General features: G+C 71.9%; 17 protein-coding genes and 1 pseudogene. 11 read left to right on the top strand and 7 right to left on the bottom strand.

What is annotated here, in order from left to right; translation table 11 throughout:
* Nucleotides 1–63: 63 nt before the first annotated feature.
* The 3 genes from ACQEV8_RS11210 (at nt 64) to qcrB (ending at nt 3,332) form a co-directional block, all read left to right on the top strand.
* Nucleotides 64–795: an ABC transporter ATP-binding protein gene (locus tag ACQEV8_RS11210; RefSeq protein WP_432959437.1), complete on the top strand. Its 732-nt coding sequence runs from the start codon at nt 64–66 to the stop codon at nt 793–795.
* Between the two features lie 31 nt (nt 796–826).
* Entirely contained in the window at nt 827–1,552 is a 726-nt protein-coding gene (locus ACQEV8_RS11205; protein WP_432959436.1) for a vWA domain-containing protein, read from the top strand.
* Between the two features lie 121 nt (nt 1,553–1,673).
* Entirely contained in the window at nt 1,674–3,332 is a 1,659-nt protein-coding gene (gene qcrB / locus ACQEV8_RS11200; RefSeq protein WP_432959435.1) for a cytochrome bc1 complex cytochrome b subunit, read from the top strand.
* Here qcrB and ACQEV8_RS11195 read toward each other — a convergent pair.
* On the bottom strand, nt 3,304–4,398 hold the full coding sequence (locus tag ACQEV8_RS11195) for an acyl-CoA dehydrogenase family protein (protein ID WP_432959434.1): 1,095 nt from the start codon (nt 4,396–4,398) through the stop codon (nt 3,304–3,306). The genes qcrB and ACQEV8_RS11195 overlap by 29 nt on opposite strands.
* A gap of 131 nt (nt 4,399–4,529) precedes the next feature.
* On the bottom strand, nt 4,530–5,669 hold the full coding sequence (locus ACQEV8_RS11190) for an acyl-CoA dehydrogenase family protein (RefSeq protein ID WP_432959433.1): 1,140 nt from the start codon (nt 5,667–5,669) through the stop codon (nt 4,530–4,532).
* Nucleotides 5,670–5,716: 47 nt separating this feature from the next.
* Between ACQEV8_RS11190 and ACQEV8_RS11185 the strand changes: the two genes are divergently transcribed.
* From ACQEV8_RS11185 to ACQEV8_RS11175, 3 genes and pseudogenes are all read left to right on the top strand, one after another.
* The gene (locus tag ACQEV8_RS11185) at nt 5,717–6,505 is read left to right on the top strand and encodes an SDR family oxidoreductase (protein ID WP_432959432.1); all 789 of its coding nucleotides are present in this window, start codon (nt 5,717–5,719) and stop codon (nt 6,503–6,505) included.
* Between the two features lie 15 nt (nt 6,506–6,520).
* A pseudogene (locus ACQEV8_RS11180) lies at nt 6,521–7,158 on the top strand (TetR/AcrR family transcriptional regulator).
* Between the two features lie 23 nt (nt 7,159–7,181).
* Nucleotides 7,182–8,339: an acetyl-CoA C-acetyltransferase gene (locus ACQEV8_RS11175; RefSeq protein WP_432959430.1), complete on the top strand. Its 1,158-nt coding sequence runs from the start codon at nt 7,182–7,184 to the stop codon at nt 8,337–8,339.
* A gap of 4 nt (nt 8,340–8,343) precedes the next feature.
* On the opposite strand, the gene ACQEV8_RS11170 is transcribed toward ACQEV8_RS11175, so the two are convergent.
* Genes ACQEV8_RS11170 through ACQEV8_RS11155 form a run of 4 tightly spaced genes read right to left on the bottom strand, consistent with a single transcriptional unit; the run spans nt 8,344 to nt 11,733 of the window.
* Complete coding sequence (locus ACQEV8_RS11170; protein WP_432959428.1) at nt 8,344–9,396, bottom strand: NAD(P)H-dependent flavin oxidoreductase; 1,053 nt, start codon at nt 9,394–9,396, stop codon at nt 8,344–8,346.
* Nucleotides 9,393–10,112 (bottom strand): CoA-transferase subunit beta, encoded by a 720-nt coding sequence (locus ACQEV8_RS11165; RefSeq protein WP_432959427.1) that lies wholly within the window; start codon nt 10,110–10,112, stop codon nt 9,393–9,395. Before ACQEV8_RS11165 ends, ACQEV8_RS11170 begins: the two co-directional genes overlap by 4 nt.
* Nucleotides 10,109–10,963 carry a CoA transferase subunit A gene (locus ACQEV8_RS11160; RefSeq protein ID WP_432959425.1) on the bottom strand — a complete coding sequence of 285 codons (855 nt, stop codon included), beginning with the start codon at nt 10,961–10,963 and terminating at the stop codon, nt 10,109–10,111. Before ACQEV8_RS11160 ends, ACQEV8_RS11165 begins: the two co-directional genes overlap by 4 nt.
* Nucleotides 10,960–11,733 carry an enoyl-CoA hydratase family protein gene (locus tag ACQEV8_RS11155; protein WP_432959424.1) on the bottom strand — a complete coding sequence of 258 codons (774 nt, stop codon included), beginning with the start codon at nt 11,731–11,733 and terminating at the stop codon, nt 10,960–10,962. Before ACQEV8_RS11155 ends, ACQEV8_RS11160 begins: the two co-directional genes overlap by 4 nt.
* A gap of 55 nt (nt 11,734–11,788) precedes the next feature.
* Here ACQEV8_RS11155 and ACQEV8_RS11150 point away from each other — a divergent pair, with 55 nt between their 5' ends.
* A complete protein-coding gene (locus ACQEV8_RS11150) occupies nt 11,789–12,529 on the top strand; it encodes an SDR family oxidoreductase (protein ID WP_432959423.1) in 741 nt (246 codons plus the stop codon).
* Between the two features lies 1 nt (nt 12,530).
* Nucleotides 12,531–13,454: an SDR family oxidoreductase gene (locus ACQEV8_RS11145; RefSeq protein WP_432959422.1), complete on the top strand. Its 924-nt coding sequence runs from the start codon at nt 12,531–12,533 to the stop codon at nt 13,452–13,454.
* Between the two features lie 97 nt (nt 13,455–13,551).
* On the opposite strand, the gene ACQEV8_RS11140 is transcribed toward ACQEV8_RS11145, so the two are convergent.
* Nucleotides 13,552–14,442: a hypothetical protein gene (locus ACQEV8_RS11140; RefSeq protein WP_432959420.1), complete on the bottom strand. Its 891-nt coding sequence runs from the start codon at nt 14,440–14,442 to the stop codon at nt 13,552–13,554.
* Nucleotides 14,443–14,584: 142 nt separating this feature from the next.
* Between ACQEV8_RS11140 and ACQEV8_RS11135 the strand changes: the two genes are divergently transcribed.
* From ACQEV8_RS11135 to ACQEV8_RS11125, 3 genes are all read left to right on the top strand, one after another.
* On the top strand, nt 14,585–15,037 hold the full coding sequence (locus tag ACQEV8_RS11135) for a GNAT family N-acetyltransferase (protein ID WP_432959419.1): 453 nt from the start codon (nt 14,585–14,587) through the stop codon (nt 15,035–15,037).
* 45 nt (nt 15,038–15,082) lie between these two features.
* Nucleotides 15,083–15,433 (top strand): chorismate mutase, encoded by a 351-nt coding sequence (locus tag ACQEV8_RS11130; RefSeq protein WP_432959418.1) that lies wholly within the window; start codon nt 15,083–15,085, stop codon nt 15,431–15,433.
* Between the two features lie 165 nt (nt 15,434–15,598).
* On the top strand, nt 15,599–16,150 hold the full coding sequence (locus ACQEV8_RS11125; RefSeq protein ID WP_432959417.1) for a response regulator: 552 nt from the start codon (nt 15,599–15,601) through the stop codon (nt 16,148–16,150).
* The last annotated feature ends 18 nt before the right edge of the window (nt 16,151–16,168 follow it).

Here is a 16,168-nt window from a genome sequence, read left to right as displayed (position 1 = left end):
ATGAGTTCGAAGGCGGGTTTTCCACTCTTGACCATCCGGGCCGGTTCCGTATGAGATGCGGTGATGACCGAGAACACCAGCCCGGGGCCCGGTGCGGCCCTCGCCGACGACGCGTCCGACGAGCCGATGCTGCGGGTGGCGGACCTGCACCACTCCTACGGCACGGGTGCCGCGACCGTGCACGCCCTGCGCGGGGCCTCCTTCGCCGTCCGGCGCGGTGAACTGGTCGCCCTCAAAGGCCGCTCGGGCTCCGGCAAGACGACCCTGCTCCACATGATCGGCGGCCTCGACTCCCCGCAGAGCGGCCGTGTCGTCGTGGGCGGCACCGACCTGTCGGCGCTGAGCGGGCACGAGTTGCTGGAACTGCGACGGGACCGGATCGGATTCGTCTTCCAGTCCTTCGGGCTGATCCCCATCCTCACCGCCGCCGAGAACGTGGGCGTGCCGCTGCGGCTGCGCCGGGCCGAACCGCGCGAACGCGACGAGCGGGTCGCGCTGCTCCTGGGCCTGGTGGGCCTCGCCGGCCACGAGACCCAGCGGCCCGCCGAGCTCTCCGGCGGACAGCAGCAGCGGGTCGCCATCGCCCGGGCCCTCGCCAACCGCCCGGCCCTGCTCCTCGCCGACGAGCCGACCGGTCAGCTCGACGCCGCGACCGGCCTTGCGGTGATGGAACTGCTGCGGGCCGTGGTCCGCAGCGAGGGCGTCACAGCCCTGGTCGCCACCCACGATCCCCAACTCCTCGGCCTGGCAGACCGGGTGCTGGAACTGAGCGACGGAGTGGTCGCCGAGGAGTGAGGCCTTCCGCCAGGAGTGGGAGGGTAGGGCCATGGTCGCGATCAGTCTGAGCAAGGTCCAGGAGACCGCTCCCGCGCTGGTGAACCTCTACAAGAGCGCCGGCGTGTCCCTCACGAAGCACGGTCTCGACGGGCTGCGCGCCGCGGTCTACCTCGTGGTGGACCACTCCGGCTCGATGAAGCCGTACTACAAGGACGGCAGTGTGCAGGCGCTCGCCGACCGGGTGCTCGGACTGTCGGCGCACCTGGACGACGACGGCACCGTGCCGGTCGTGTTCTTCTCCACCGACATCGACGCCGAGACAACGATCGACCTGGCCGGCCACCAGGGGCGGATCGAACGGATCGTGGCCGGGCTCGGGCACATGGGCAGGACCAGCTACCACCTGGCCATGGACGCCGTCATCGACCACTACCTCGACAGCGGCGCGACGGAGCCCGCCCTCGTGATCTTCCAGACCGACGGCGGCCCCATCAACAAGCTCGCCGCCGAGCGGTACCTGTGCAAGGCGGCGAGGCTTCCGCTGTTCTGGCAGTTCATCGGCTTCGGCGACCCGGACAGCAAGCAGTTCGACTTCCTGCGCAAGCTGGACGAGCTGGCCGTGCCGGGCAAGCGGAACGTCGACAACGCCGGGTTCTTCCACGCGGGTGAAAACCCACGCGGGGTTCCGGACGCCGAGCTGTACGACCGGCTGGTGGGCGAGTTCCCGAAGTGGCTGGTGGCCGCGCGGGCCCAGGGCATCGTGCGGCCGGCCTGAGGAGTTGCCGGCCCGGCCCGGTCACCCGCTCGTCCCCTTGGCCTATCCGTTATTACGCCCCATTTGCACCGCTGCGATGCCGTGCCACGCTGGGAAGGATCCGACGGGGAGGCGACGACGTATGGGCGACGACGGCGCACGACGGGTGTACGGGACGGCCTCCGCTCGCAGGAGACCACCCGCCGGCAAGGGCGAGCAGCTCGCCGACTGGGCGGACGGGCGGCTCGGGCTCTTCGGGCTGGCCAAGGCCAACATGCGCAAGGTCTTCCCCGACCACTGGTCCTTCATGCTGGGCGAGGTCACCCTCTACAGCTTCATCGTGCTGATCCTCACGGGCGTCTACCTCACCCTGTTCTTCGAGCCGAGCATGCAGGAGGTCGTCTACAACGGCTCCTACACCGAGCTCAACGGCGTGCTCATGTCCAGGGCCTTCGAGTCCACCCTGGACATCAGCTTCGACGTGCGCGGCGGGCTGCTGATCCGGCAGATCCACCACTGGGCGGCGCTGGTCTTCATCACCGGCATGCTGGTGCACATGATGCGGGTGTTCTTCACGGGCGCCTTCCGCAAGCCGCGCGAGCTCAACTGGCTCTTCGGCTGGACCCTGCTGATGCTCGGCATCATCACCGGCCTGACCGGCTACTCGCTCCCCGACGACCTGCTCTCCGGCACCGGCATCCGCTTCGCGCAGGGCGCGATCCTGTCGATCCCGATCGTCGGGACGTATCTGTCGTTCTTCCTCTTCGGCGGGGAGTTCCCGGGCGAGGACATCATCTCCAGGCTGTACCCGGTCCACATCCTGCTGCTGCCCGGAATCATGCTGGGCCTGGTCACCGCCCATCTGATCCTGGTCTTCTACCACAAGCACACCCAGTTCCCGGGCCCCGGACGCAAGGAGCGGTCGGTCGTAGGGATGCCCTTCCTGCCGGTCTACATGGCCAAGGCGGGCGGCTTCTTCTTCCTCGTCTTCGGCGTCCTGACGGTGATGGGCGCGATCGCCCAGATCAACCCCGTGTGGGCCTTCGGCCCCTACCGCCCCGACCTCGTCACCACGGGCGCCCAGCCCGACTGGTACCTCGGGTTCTCCGAGGGCCTGATCCGGGTGATGCCGGGATGGGAGATCAACCTCTGGGGGCACACGCTCGTCCTCGGCGTGTTCATCCCCTTCTCGCTCTTCCCGCTGATCCTGCTCGCCCTCGGCCTCTATCCCTTCATCGAGGCGTGGATCACCGGCGACAAGCGCGAGCACCACATCCTGGACCGGCCGCGCAACGCGCCCGTGCGCACCGGCCTGGGCGTGGCCTGGCTGACCCTGTACGCGGTGCTGCTGATCGGCGGCGGCAACGACATCGTGGCCACCCATCTGCATCTGTCCATCAACGTGATCACCTGGTTCGTGCGGATCGGCGTGTTCGTGCTGCCGGTCGTCGCCTTCATCGTCACGAAGAAGATCTGCATGGGCCTCCAGCGCCGCGACCGCGCCAAGGTGCTGCACGGCAGGGAGACGGGCACGATCAAACGGCTGACGAACGGCGAGTACATCGAGTTGCACGAGCCCCTCGCGCAGAGCGAGCTGTTCACCCTCACCCAGCACGAGCAGATCCCGCCGTACGAGATCGGGGCCGAGGTCGACGCCGGCGGGGTCCGCCGCAAGGTCAGACGGTCCGAGCGGCTGCGGGCCCGGCTCGCCAAGGCCATGTTCGGGCCCGACGCGCGGATCGAGAAGCCGACGGTGGAGGAGTACCGGGAGATCACCAGCGGCGATCACCGGCCGCACTGACGACCAGGGCCCGGCACTCCCCGGGGTCGCCCCAGGCGGTGCGCAGGGCCCGGGCCTTGGTCAGCCACAGCGACAGGTCGCACTCCGCCGTGTAGCCGATCGCGCCGTGCAACTGCAGCGCGGTACGGGCGGTGCCGTACGCCGCCTCGCACGCGGCGGCCTTGGCGGCGGCGACATCGGCCGGCCGCATGGTCAGCGCGGCGCCGAACACCAGCGGGCGCGCGAACTCCAGGGCGATCTTCGCGTCCGCCAGCCGGTGCCCGACCGCCTGGAACGAGCCGACGGGTACCCCGAACTGGCTGCGCTGCTTGACGTACGCGACGGTTCTGTCGAGGAGGGCGAGGCCTACGCCGAGGGCCTGGGCGGCGGTGGCGAGCCGGGCCCAGGGGAGGGCCTGGTCCGTGGCGGTGCCGATGACCTCGCCGCCAGGGGTGAGGGGGGTGAGGCGACGGGCGGGGTCGAGGGAGGGGCGGACGGGGCCGTGGCCGGGGGAGAGGCGGATGCCGTCGGGTCCCCAGGAGAGCCGGAGGGTGGCCGCGTCGCCGTCCAGGGCGTACGGGCCCTGCGGGGGCTGTGACCGGGGAGGCTTGTGAGGTTCATGCGACGCATGCGGTCCATGCCTGCGCTTCGGCTGGGGGTCGTGAGTCCCCTGCGGTCCGGGCTCGCCGTGCCGCCCTCGTGGCGCGCCCGGGCCGGGCGGGGCCACCGTCGCCATCGTCCCGCCGGACGCCAGTGCCGGCAGCAGCCGCTCGGCGGGGCCCGGGCCGGCTCCCGTGAGGAGTACCGCCGCCGTGATCGTCTCGACCAGCGGTCCCGGTACCGCGTGGCGGCCCAGCTCCACGAACGCGACGGCCAGTTCGACGGGGCGCGGCCCCAGCCCCTCGTGCGCCTCCGGGACCGCCAGTGCGAACACCCCCGCCTCCGCGACCCGGGACCACAGCGCCCGCCCGTTCGCATGGTCGCCCCGGCTCCAGTCCCGCACCACCGCCGGTGTGTCGGCGTGAGTGAGCAGGGCGTCCAGCGACGCGGCGAAGGCGCGTTGCTCGGGATCGAGGAGGAAGCGCACAGGAGCCCCTTCGGTGTCAGCCGGATCAGCGGAATCAGCCGGGTCAGCCGCTCCGGTAAAGGCTCGCGGCCCCTCCGGTGCCCTCGGCGTCGGCGTCGGCGCGGTCCTCGGCCCCGGCGGAGCCCCCGGCATCAGCGGCGCCCTTTCGGCAGGCCGAGCAGGCGCTCGGCGATGATGTCGCGCTGGATCTCGTTCGTGCCCGCGTAGATCGGCCCCGCGAGCGCGAAGACGTACCGCTCCGCCCAGTCGGTGTCCGCCATCTCGCCCTCCGGGCCGAGGAGATCGAGGGCCGTCTCCTGAAGCGCGATGTCCAGCTCGGACCAGAAGACCTTGTTGAGGCTCGACTCCGGGCCGACTGCCTCGCCGTCCAGGAAACGGGAGGCCGCCGCGTACGTGAAGAGCTGGTAGGCACGCGCGCCGATCAGGGCGTCGGCCACCCGGTCCCGCGCGGACACCGGGGCACCCCGCTCCCGCCACAGCCCGTCCAGCCGTCGCGCGGCGGCGAGGAAGCGGCCGGGGGAGCGGAGCATCAGCCCGCGTTCGTTGCCCGCCGTCGACATCGCGATCCGCCAGCCCTGGCCGGGGGCGCCGATCACGTCCTCGTCGGGCACGAAGACGTCGTCCAGGAACAGCTCCGCGAAGGCCGGCTTGCCGTCGAGCCGGGCGATCGGGCGGACCGTGACACCGGGGGCGCGCAGGCCGAACATGAGATACGTCAGGCCCTGGTGGGGTCTCGGGGCCTGTGGGTCGCTGCGGAACAGGCCGAACGCGCGGTCGGCGAACGCGGCGCGCGAGGACCAGGTCTTCTGCCCGCTCAGCAACCAGCCGCCGTCCGTGCGCACGGCCCTGGCCCGCAGCGACGCCAGGTCCGAACCGGCCTCGGGCTCCGACCAGGCCTGCGCCCAGATCACCTCGCCGGAGGCCATCGCGGGCAGCACCCGGGCCCGCTGCGCCTCGCTGCCGTGGTCGAGGAGGGTCGGGGCGAGCAGATGGATGCCGTTCTGACTGACGCGCCCGGGGGCGTCCGCCGCGTGGTACTCCTCCTCGAAGAGAAGCCACCGCAGCAGACCGGAGTCCCGGCCGCCGTACACCGACGGCCAGTTGACCACCGACCAGCGGTCCGCCGCCAGCTCCGCCTCCCACGCGCGGTGCGCGGCGAAACCCTCCGACGTCTCCAGCGAGGGCAGCGGCTCGCGCGGCACATGCGTGTGCAGCCACTCCCGCACCTCGCTGCGGAACTCCTCGTCCGCAGGGGGCAACGCGAGGTCCATGACCGCCCTCCTTCCCTAACAAGTGTTTGGTAGGTTAGCGTGAGCCCATGACAGACGTCGAGAGTCCGACGTACGTGCCCGGTCACGGCCTGCTGGCGGGCCGGACCGCCGTCGTCACCGCGGCGGCCGGCGCGGGGATCGGCGGGGCCACGGCACGGCGCCTCCTGGAGGAGGGCGCGCGCGTGCTGATCAGCGACGCGCACGTACGGCGGCTCAAGGAGCACGAGGCGGAGCTGGCCGCCGAGTTCGGCACCGCGTCGGTCGCCGCCGTGCCCTGCGACGTCACCGACGAGGCACAGGTGCGCGCGCTCTTCGAGACGGCCGTGCGGGCGCACGGGCGCCTCGACGTCGTGGTCAACAACGCCGGTCTCGGCGGGACCGCGCAGCTCGTCGACATGACCGACGACCAGTGGTCCCGCGTCCTGGACGTGACGCTGAACGGCACCTTCCGGTGCGTGCGGGCCGCCCTCCGCCATATGAGGGAGACCCAGGGCGGTGTGATCGTCAACAACGCCTCCGTCGTCGGCTGGCGCGCCCAGGCCGGACAGGCCCACTACGCCGCCGCCAAGGCCGGCGTGATGGCGCTGACCCGCTGCGCGGCGGTCGAGGCGGCCGGCTACGGGGTCCGGGTCAACGCCGTGGCACCCAGCCTCGCCCTGCATCCGCACCTGGTGAAGGTGACCACGCCCGAACTGCTCGCCGAACTGACCGCACGCGAGGCCTACGGGAGGTACGCCGAGCCCTGGGAGGTGGCCAACGTGATCGTGTTCCTGGCCTCCGGCTACTCCTCGTACATGACCGGAGAAGTGGTGTCCGTCAGCAGCCGGCACGCCTAGGACGACAATGGACCCGTGCCTCCTACGAAGAAGAAGCCCCAGGTGACCGCCGAAGAGCCCCCGCGACCGCCGCCGCTCGCGACCGCCGTGGCGAACTCCTCGGCACCGCCGCCGAGGTCTTCGCCGAGCAGGGCTACAACGCCACCACCGTCCGCAAGATCGCGGACCACGCGGGCATGCTCGCGGGCAGCCTCTACTACCACTTCGACTCCAAGGAGTCGATGCTGGAGGAGATCCTGCGCACCTTCCTCGACGAGCTCTGGTACGGCTACGACGCCGTCCTGGACGCCGGGCTCGGCCCCCGAGAGACGCTTCAGGCCCTGGTCACCGAGTCGTTCCGGGAGATCGACCGGCATCGCCCGGCCGTCGCGATCTACCAGAAGGAGAGCAAGCAGCTCGTGGCGCAGGAGCGGTTCGCGTTCCTCGCCGAGTCACAGCGCCGATTCGAGAAGGCGTGGCTGTCCACCCTGGAGCGCGGCGTCGCCGAGCGGGTCTTCCGCGCCGACCTCGACGTCCGGCTCGCCTACCGGTTCGTGCGCGACACGGTCTGGGTCGCCGCGTCCTGGTACCGCCCGGGCGGACAGCACAGCCCGGAGGAGATCGCCCGGCAGTACCTGTCGATGGTGCTGGACGGGATCGCCGTACGCGAATAGCCATTGTCTGTGAGGGAGTCATCATGGCCGAGGCCTACATCGTCGAAGCGGTGCGGACGCCCGTAGGGCGGCGCGGGGGAGGACTGAGCGCGGTCCACCCGGCCGACCTCGGCGCGCACGCCCTGGGGGAGCTGATGCGCCGCTCGGGCGTCGACCCGGCCGCCGTGGAGGACGTCGTCCTCGGCTGTCTGGACACCGTGGGGCCGCAGGCCGGGGACATCGCGCGGACCTGCTGGCTGGCGGCCGGGCTGCCCGAGGAGGTGCCGGGCGTGACCGTCGACCGGCAGTGCGGCTCCTCGCAGCAGGCCGTGCACTTCGCGGCACAGGCCGTGCTGTCCGGCACCCAGGACCTGGTGGTCGCCGGCGGTGTGCAGAACATGTCGATGATCCCCATCGCCTTCGCCACCCGGCAGGCGGCCGAGCCGTTGGGGCTGACTCAGGGGCCGTTCGCGGGCAGCGCGGGCTGGCGGGCGCGGTACGGGGACAAGCCCGTGAACCAGTTCGTGGGCGCCGAGATGATCGCCGCGAAGTGGGGGATCAGCAGGCGGGACCAGGAGGAGTTCGCGCTGCGGTCCCATCAGCGGGCGGCGCGGGCGATCGACGGGGGCCGCTTCGGCCGCGAGACCGTGCCGTACGGGGAGGTCACGGCCGACGAGGGGCCCCGTCGGGACACCTCTCTGGAGAAGATGGCCGGACTCAAGCCGGTTCTCGACGGCGGCACGGTCACCGCCGCCTGCTCCTCGCAGGTCTCCGACGGGGCGGCCGCGATGCTGCTGGCCTCCGAGCGGGCCGTGCGCGACCACGGGCTCACACCACGCGCGCGCGTGCACCATCTCTCGGTGCGTGGCGAGGACCCGATCCGGATGCTCACCGCCCCGATCCCGGCCACCGCGTACGCCCTGAAGAAGACCGGCATGGCGATCGACGACATCGACCTCGTCGAGATCAACGAGGCCTTCGCCCCGGTCGTCCTGGCCTGGCTCAAGGAGACCGGCGCGGACCCGGACAAGGTCAACGTCAACGGCGGTGCCATCGCCCTGGGGCATCCGCTGGGCGCCACGGGCGTGAAGCTGATGACCACCCTGCTGCACGAACTGGAGCGCACCGGCGGCCGGTTCGGCCTGCAGACCATGTGCGAGGGCGGCGGACAGGCCAACGTGACGATCATCGAGAGGCTGTGAGCCGTCATCGAGGGGTGGTGAGCCGTCGGCAGGCGTCCTCGGCCTCCTTCACGATCCGCTCCACCAGCTCCGCGCAGGACGGCAGGTCGTCGATCACCCCGGCGACCTGTCCCGACGCCATCACCCCCAGATCCGTACGGCCGTCCACCATGGACGCCTTGAGCAGCATCGGGGTGTTCGCGGCCAGCAGGACCTGGCCCCAGGTCAGCTCCTTGCCGTGCCGGAGCGCACGGCCGTCCCGGAGCATCCGGCGCCAGCTCGTGCCGGACAGCCTCCGGTAGCCCGCCGCTCTGCGGACCGCGTGGAAAGCACCCCGCACCCGGCCCGAGCGCTCCAGCGCGTCGACCAGTTCCGTCCGCAGCATGCGGTGCGGAAGCCCGTCCACGGCCCGGGTGACCGTCACATCCCGTACGGTCGCCGCCAGATACCGTGCCTTCACCGCGTCCGGCACGGTCGAGTCCGAGGTGAGCAGGAACCGCGTGCCCATCGCCACACCCGCCGCGCCATAGGCGAGGGCCGCGACCAGCCCGCGCCCGTCGAAGAACCCGCCCGCCGCCACCACCGGTATGTCCACGGCGTCGACCACCTGCGGCAGCAGCACCGTCGTCGCCACCTCCCCGGTGTGCCCGCCGCCCTCCGTGCCCTGCACGAGCACGGCGTCCGCGCCCCACGCCGCCACCTTCTCGGCGTGCCGCCGCGCCCCCACGGTCGGCATGACGACCACTCCGGCCTCCTTGAGCTCGCCGATCAGCTCCCGGGACGGGGCCAGGGCGAAGGAGGCGACCCGCACACCCTCCTCGACCAGGATCCGGACGCGGTCGCCCGCGTCCGCCGCGTCGGCGCGCAGGTTCACCCCGAACGGCGCGTCGGTACGGGCCCGGACCTCCCGTACGGCCGTGCGCAGCTGGTCGAGCGTCATCGTCGCGGAGGCCAGGATGCCGAGGGCACCCGCGTTCGCCGTGGCGCTGACCAGGCGCGGGCCCGCCACCCAGCCCATCCCGGTCTGCACGATCGGATGGCGGACGCCGGTCAGCCGGGTCAGTGCCGTCTCCCTCACGAGGCGACCTCCCGGGCGCGGGTGCCGGCCGGGTCGACGACCTCGCGGATCAGCCGCAGCTCCTCGGCGGTCGGTTCACGGGTCGGCGGCACCTCGTCCGGGACGGCCGGCTCGAAGCCCGTCGCCTCCCTGACCTCCTCCACCGTGACACCCGGGTGCAGCGAGGCCAGCCGCATCGAGCGGTCGGGGGTGGCGAAGTCGAAGACGCCCAGGTCGGAGACGACCCGTGGGATGCGGTGGTGCCGCGCTCCGGCCGCACGGTCGTACCCGACGCCGCAGACCATGTCGACCCGCTCGACGAAGACCCGCCGGGAGTGCCTCGGGATCCAGTAACTCGTCGGGTTGTTGAGCGTGTTGACCGGCGCGCCGCGCACCCCGAGCAGCTGCCGCCTCGGCCGCTGCCAGTCGCCGATGCAGGAGATGTTCTGGTTGCCGAACCGGTCGATCTGGCTCGCGCCCATCATCACGTGCCGCCGCCCGCCGGTGACCAGGGCCAGATGCTGCCGGTACGGCAACCAGCCCTCCGCCGTCCCGTCCGGGCGGACGAGCAGCGCCTCGCCGTCGGTCAGCAGCAGGTCGGGCGCGAAGGTGAGCCGGGCCAGCCGGGCGCCCACGGAGGGGATCAGCCCCATGGGGCTGGCGAGCACCTCGCCGTCGCCCCGCCAGGCCTCGGCGCAGGCGATCACGCAGTACTCGGCGCGGGTGACCTCCTTCATGCCCCCTCCTCTCCAGCCTCTACGGCCTCCACGGCCGACCGGTACGCCTGCTCGTCCCCGGCGAGGAAGCGGGCCGCGAACTCCGGCCAGGGTGTGGTCGCGTAGGTCTTCTGGAAGGCCTCGTCCCGGCCGTAGTCGGGCGCGCAGGAGGTGAAATGCGCGCCGTGCGGGGCCTCGACGACCCCGGTGACCGTGTGACGCTTGATCAGCAGGCTCTGAGGCGGGCCCGCCTTGGTCAGCTCGGCCGTGTCGACGATCCGTTCGCAGCTGACGTACGCCGTGTCGGCCGCCTCGCAGAACAGGTCGTCGAAGTAGGGGTCGGGGCCCAGGTACTGGCCGTTTCCCGACCGGTCCGCGCGGTTGACGTGCACCAGGGCCGAGTCCAACCGCAGGGCGGGCATCGCGACGAACGTCTCCCCGTCCTCGTACGGCGAAGTGACCGTCCGCAAGTCCGGGTTGACCCGCATCACGTCCGAACCGAGCCCGGCCCGCACCGGCAGGAACGGCAGCCGGTTCGCCGCCGCGCGCAGCCCCCACATGAACATCGCCTCGTCGACCTCCGCCAATTCGAAGGCCCCCCGCTCGCGGGCCGCCCGGTAGTGCGGCTCCAGGGGGATCGAGTCGAGGGTGACGAAGGCCGTGACCAGCTTTTGGATCCGCCCGGCGGCGGCCAGCACGCCCACGTCCGGGCCGCCGTACGAGACGACGGTGAGATCGGTGATCCCGGACCGCAGCAGCGCTCTGACCAGGGCCATCGGCTTGCGGCGCGAGCCCCAGCCGCCGATGCCGAGGGTCATGCCGCTGTGCAGACGGGAGACGACCTCGTCGGCGGTCATCGTCTTGTCGCTCACGGTGTCCCCTCCTTCCCGGTGTCCTTCCCGGCGCCTCCGAAGGCGCCGCGCACCCGCGCACTCACACCACTGAGGCCCGCCTCGAAGGTGAAGCCCTGCTCGAAGCGGTAGCTGCGGCGCACGTCGACGGGGTCGATGCCGTTGAGCGCGGCCTTGGCCAGGCGCAGCAGCCTTCCGTCCTTGGCGGCGATCTCCCGGGCCAGCTCCGACGCCGCCGCCCGCAGGGCGTCACGCGGCACCACCCGCCACACCGAGCCGTGTGCGTGCAGCTCGGCCGCGCTCGCCGTGCGCGAGGTGTAGTACAGGGCGCGCATCAGGTGCTGCGGGACCAGCCGGGCCAGATGCGTGGCCGCGCCCAGGGCGCCCCGGTCCAGCTCGGGCAGGCCGAACACCGCGTCCTCGCTCGCCACGATCGCGTCCGCGTTCCCCACGAGGCCGATGCCGCCGCCCAGGCAGAAGCCCTGTACGACCGCCACGACCGGTACCTCGCACTCGTACACCGCCGCGAAGGCCTCGGCGCAGCCGCTGTTCGCGCCGATCAGCGCCCCGTGCAGTTCGTCGTCCGCCTGCAACTCCTTGATGTCCACACCCGCGTTGAACCCCCGCCCCTCGGCCGTCAGCAGCACGCACCGGACTTCTGGGTCGCGCCCGGCCGCCCGCACCGCCTCGGCCAGCGCGAACCAGCCGGCCACCGGCAGGGCGTTCACCGGCGGGAAGTCGACCGTGACAACGGCTATGCCCTTTTCCGCGCACGAGGTGGAGACACCCATGGCCGCATCAGCTACCTTTCCACCAAACGTTTGTTAGGTGGAAAGGTAGCAGCGCATGGAGCTGGACGGGAAGGTCGCCGTCGTCACGGGTGGCACCCGGGGCGTCGGTGCCGGCGTCGCGCGTGCCTTCGTGCGGGCCGGTGCGAAGGTCGTGGTCTGTGCCCGCCGGGCCCCGGAAGTGCCGCAGCCCGGGACCGAGTTCGTGCCGCTGGACGTACGTGACCCCGAGGCGGTCCGCCGTGTTCTCGCCGGCCTGCCCCGGGTGGACGTCCTGGTCAACAACGCGGGCGGCGCACCGCACCGGTTGCTCACCGCGGCCGACGCCGAGCGGCACGCGCGCGTGGTGGAGCTCAACCTGGTGGCCCCCCTGACCGTGTCCCTCGCCGCGTACGACCACCTGCGGCGCGCCAAGGGCTCGATCGTCATGATCGGCAGTGTCAGCGGGAGCCGCCCCTCGCCCGGCACCGCCGCCTACGGTGCCGCCAAGGCGGGCCTGGAGAGCCTCGCCCGCTCGATGGCCGTGGAGTGGGCGCCCGGCATCCGGGTCAACACCCTCGTCGTCGGCATGGTCCGCACCGAGCTGTCCCACCTCCACTACGGCGACCGGGACGGCATCGCCGCCGTCTCCCGCACCGTCCCGCTCGGCCGTCTCGCCGAGCCGTCCGACGTCGGCGCGGCCGCGGTGTTCCTCGCCTCCGACGCGGCCGCCTACATCAGTGGGGCGAGCCTGCACGTCCACGGGGGCGGAGAGCACCCCGCGTTCCTGGACGCCGCGACCGCGAACAAGGAGCTGTGAGATGAACGCACTCTGCGACGGCCGGGTCGTCGTCGTCACCGGCGCCGGACGGGGACTCGGCCGCGCGCACGCCCTCGCGTTCGCCGCCGAGGGCGCCCGCCTCGTCGTCAACGACCTCGGCGTCGGCCTCGACGGCACCCCCGGAGCCGACGGCACACCCGGCCCCGGCAGCCCGGCCGCCCTGGTAGCCGAGGAGATCCGCGCGGCGGGCGGCGAGGCCGTGCCGCACGCCGGCGACATCGCCACGACCGAGGGCGCCGCCTCCTTGATCCGAACCGCCCTGGAGGCGTACGGCCGGCTCGACACCCTCGTCAACAACGCGGGCTTCCTGCGCGACCGGATGCTGGTCAACCTCGACGAGGACGACTTCGACGCCGTCATACGCGTCCACCTCAAGGGCCACTTCCTGCCCCTGAGGCACGCCGCCGCCCACTGGCGGGCCGAGGCCAAGGCGGGCCGCCGCCCCGAGGCCCGCATCGTCAACACCAGCAGCGGCGCCGGTCTGCTGGGCTCCGTCGGACAGGGCAACTACAGCGCCGCGAAGGCCGGGACCGTCGCCCTGACGCTGGTCGCGGCGGCCGAACTGCACCGCTACGGCGTCCAGGCCAACGCGATCGCCCCCGCCGCCCGGACCCGGATGACGGAGCGCACCTTCGCCGACACCATGACGGCACCCGACTCCGGCTTCGACACGATGGCCCCGGAGAACGTCTCCCCCCTGGTCGTCTGGCTCGGCTCAGCCGCGAGCGCCGGGGTGACGGGCCGCGTCTTCGAGGCGGAGGGCGGCCGGATCACGGTGATGGAGGGCTGGAGGCCGGGGCCCAGCGCGGACAAGGGCGGGCGGTGGAGCCCGGCCGAGGCGGGGGAGGCGGCACGGAAGCTGCTGGCAGCGGCGGGAGAGCCCGCGGCCGTCTACGGGGCGTAGGAAAGGCGAGGGTTCTTCTCGCCCAACCGATTCGGACGGCGGGTGGGCGTAGGCCCCAGGTCTGGGGGCGGAGCCCCCAGCGCACACCCGCGCACACCTACGTGTCGCACTCCAACACACTCCGGCACAACGCACACCGCGCCCGAACCCGCCCCCGCACCGGCACCCGAATCCGCTGATGACACGTAGGACACGGAAACGACACCCGCAACCTCCCACCCCCATCAGGAGAGAACCGGTACCGCACACCCGGCTGCGGCGGCGCCCCCGCCGGCGCGTGCCGCCGGTCCCGGGCGTACCGCCGCCGCCCCGCCCACCCCGCCGCCGTCAGCGGCGGCTGCTGCTCATCGCGCCGGGCCAGCTCCATGCCCTTCACATACGCCGTGTACGCCTGTGCGCTGGTGAACCACACCGACGGGTCCTCCCCGAAGACCAGCGCCCGCTTGGCCAGCACGTACCCGAACTCCTCGGGCGTCAGATACCCCAGCTTCTGAGACGACGCCCCGTCCTCCCGGAACGCGTCCAGCAGCAGCCAGCCCGCCCCCAGATACGTCGTCGCCGTGTCCGTCAGGATCTCGTTGTCCCTCACGCCCGGGAAGGACAGGTCCAGGCGGTGCAGGTACACATGCATCACCTCGTGCGCGAGCGCCGCCCCGATGTCCCGCCGATGCGTACGGAACCGGTCGTTCAGCTCCACGAAGTACTCCGGCCCGGCCGCTAGCTCGACGTTCGCCGCGTGCCGCATCTCCCGGAAGCTCACGATCAGCCGGGCGTCCGGGAGCCGGTAGTGCCGCACCAGCTCGTGCGCAACCCGCTGCGCCCCCAGATACAGGTCGTCGGTGTCGCAGAACGCCACATCGGCCGGGACCACGCTGGTCTCGAACGTCTGGATCGTGTCGTACGACAGACGCTTGTACAACGCCGTGATGGCGGCCCGCACCGTCTCCAGATGCGGGTAGCCGTGCTCGACCGGCCCGTCGTTCGCCACGCCTCACCCCCAAGACGCCCCACAACCAGGTTCCACTGTTCGAAAGCCGGTTCCACTGTACGAAAGTGTGACGCCCCGGGCCCGCCCCGCCGCCGCGAAAACCGGTCGTCCCGCCCGGACGCCGCCTGGCAGAATCCGGGCCGTGAGCAGCGAACAGCGCACCGTCGCCGCCGAGCTCCGGGTGGGCGGCCAGGACGACGACCTCGAAACACGGCTCGACGAGGAGCTGACCGCCTTCAACACCGCCGCCGCCGACGGGGCCGTCACAGAGCCCCTCTCCGTCCGCGTCACCGACGGGACCGGCGAGCTGATCGGCGGCCTCACCGCCTGGACCTGGGGCAGCCTGTGCTCCGTGGACATGCTCTGGGTGCGGGAGGACCAGCGGCACGCCGGCTGGGGCGGCCGGCTGATACGCGCGGCGGAGGCCGAAGCGGCCTGGCGCGGCTGCACCGACATGATCGTCTCCACATACAGCTTCCAGGCGCCCGGCTTCTACCCTCGGCTCGGCTACCGGGAACGGGCCCGCATCCAGGGCATGCCCGGCGGACACGAGGACGTCTACTTCCACAAGCGGCTCGACGCCGCCGAGGCATGAGACGGCGTGCGGCGGCTCAGCCTCCTCCCCGTAGGCTGACGCACCATGACCACCAGCAACACCGGAACCGGTGACGTCGACGCCGCCGTCCGCGAGGAGCTCGCCCGGCTGCGCGACAGCATCGACAACATCGACGCGGCCGTCGTCCACATGCTCGCCGAGCGCTTCAAGTGCACCCAGCAGGTCGGCCACCTCAAGGCCAGGCACCAGCTGCCGCCCGCCGACCCGGCCCGCGAGTCCCGCCAGATCGACCGGCTGCGCACACTCGCCGAGAACGCCAAACTGGACCCGGCCTTCGCTGAGAAGTTCCTGAACTTCATCGTCGCCGAGGTCATCCGCCACCACGAGCGCATCGCCGACGAGACCCTCAACGGCTCCGCCTCCGGCGGCAACTGACCTCGGACGACGTCCGGCGGCAACTGACCACGGACGACCGCTCCCAAAGGAGTGACACGGCGGCCCGCGCGGGGCATGCTGCGTGCACAGCATGTCAGCTGACGAGCACTGCGCGTCAGTGTCCCGGACTTACTCTGGTCCTCCACGAGGGAGGGGCGTCGGGCCATGCCGTCGGATACCAGGATCCTCATCGTCGACGACCACGAGGACACGCTCTACGCACTGGAAAGCGCCCTGGCCCCGCTGGGCTATCTCCTCGGCCGGGCCACCAGCGGCGACGAGGCGCTCAAGCAGGTGCTCCGCGGCCAGGTCGGCCTGCTGCTGCTCGACGTGCGCATGCCCGGCGTCAGCGGCCTCGAAGTGGTCCGCTACATGCGACGCGTCGAACAGACCCAGCACATCCCCGTGCTCCTGCTGACCGGCTTCGGCGCCGACCACGAACTGACCACCGCCGCCTTCCGCCTGGGCGTCGCCGACCTCGTCATGAAACCCGTGGACCCCTGGGCCCTGCGCACCAAGGTCCGCTACCTCTACGACGCCCAGCAGCGGCACCTCGCCCTGGAACGGGAAGTGCGCCGACTGCGCGCCCTCGTACGGGAGCACACCGAGGCCGCCGTACACCCCCCACGCCCCGCACTGCCACATCCTGACGCGCACGTACCGACCCAACGACCCTTGGGGGCGCACGCCGGGGAGCTGGAAAAGGACCGCACCTAGACCGGACATTGGGCACGT

Source organism: Streptomyces sp. CA-179760 (genome assembly GCF_050937045.1).
Taxonomy (GTDB): Bacteria; Actinomycetota; Actinomycetes; order Streptomycetales; family Streptomycetaceae; genus Streptomyces.
Note: the sequence above shows the minus strand (reverse complement) of the source record. Positions and strands in the feature narration are given on the sequence as shown.

What these genes read in the sequence shown, in the direction of transcription:
- ACQEV8_RS11145 (WP_432959422.1), top strand. Translation starts at nt 12,531, where the DNA reads ATGAACGCACTCTGCGACGGCCGGGTCGTCGTCGTCACCGGCGCCGGA.
- ACQEV8_RS11205 (WP_432959436.1), top strand. Translation starts at nt 827, where the DNA reads ATGGTCGCGATCAGTCTGAGCAAGGTCCAGGAGACCGCTCCCGCGCTG.
- ACQEV8_RS11175 (WP_432959430.1), top strand. Translation starts at nt 7,182, where the DNA reads ATGGCCGAGGCCTACATCGTCGAAGCGGTGCGGACGCCCGTAGGGCGG.
- ACQEV8_RS11125 (WP_432959417.1), top strand. Translation starts at nt 15,599, where the DNA reads ATGCCGTCGGATACCAGGATCCTCATCGTCGACGACCACGAGGACACG.
- ACQEV8_RS11150 (WP_432959423.1), top strand. Translation starts at nt 11,789, where the DNA reads ATGGAGCTGGACGGGAAGGTCGCCGTCGTCACGGGTGGCACCCGGGGC.
- qcrB (WP_432959435.1), top strand. Translation starts at nt 1,674, where the DNA reads ATGGGCGACGACGGCGCACGACGGGTGTACGGGACGGCCTCCGCTCGC.
- ACQEV8_RS11165 (WP_432959427.1), bottom strand. Translation starts at nt 10,112, where the DNA reads ATGAAGGAGGTCACCCGCGCCGAGTACTGCGTGATCGCCTGCGCCGAG.
- ACQEV8_RS11130 (WP_432959418.1), top strand. Translation starts at nt 15,083, where the DNA reads ATGACCACCAGCAACACCGGAACCGGTGACGTCGACGCCGCCGTCCGC.
- ACQEV8_RS11155 (WP_432959424.1), bottom strand. Translation starts at nt 11,733, where the DNA reads ATGGGTGTCTCCACCTCGTGCGCGGAAAAGGGCATAGCCGTTGTCACG.
- ACQEV8_RS11185 (WP_432959432.1), top strand. Translation starts at nt 5,717, where the DNA reads ATGACAGACGTCGAGAGTCCGACGTACGTGCCCGGTCACGGCCTGCTG.
- ACQEV8_RS11210 (WP_432959437.1), top strand. Translation starts at nt 64, where the DNA reads ATGACCGAGAACACCAGCCCGGGGCCCGGTGCGGCCCTCGCCGACGAC.
- ACQEV8_RS11190 (WP_432959433.1), bottom strand. Translation starts at nt 5,669, where the DNA reads ATGGACCTCGCGTTGCCCCCTGCGGACGAGGAGTTCCGCAGCGAGGTG.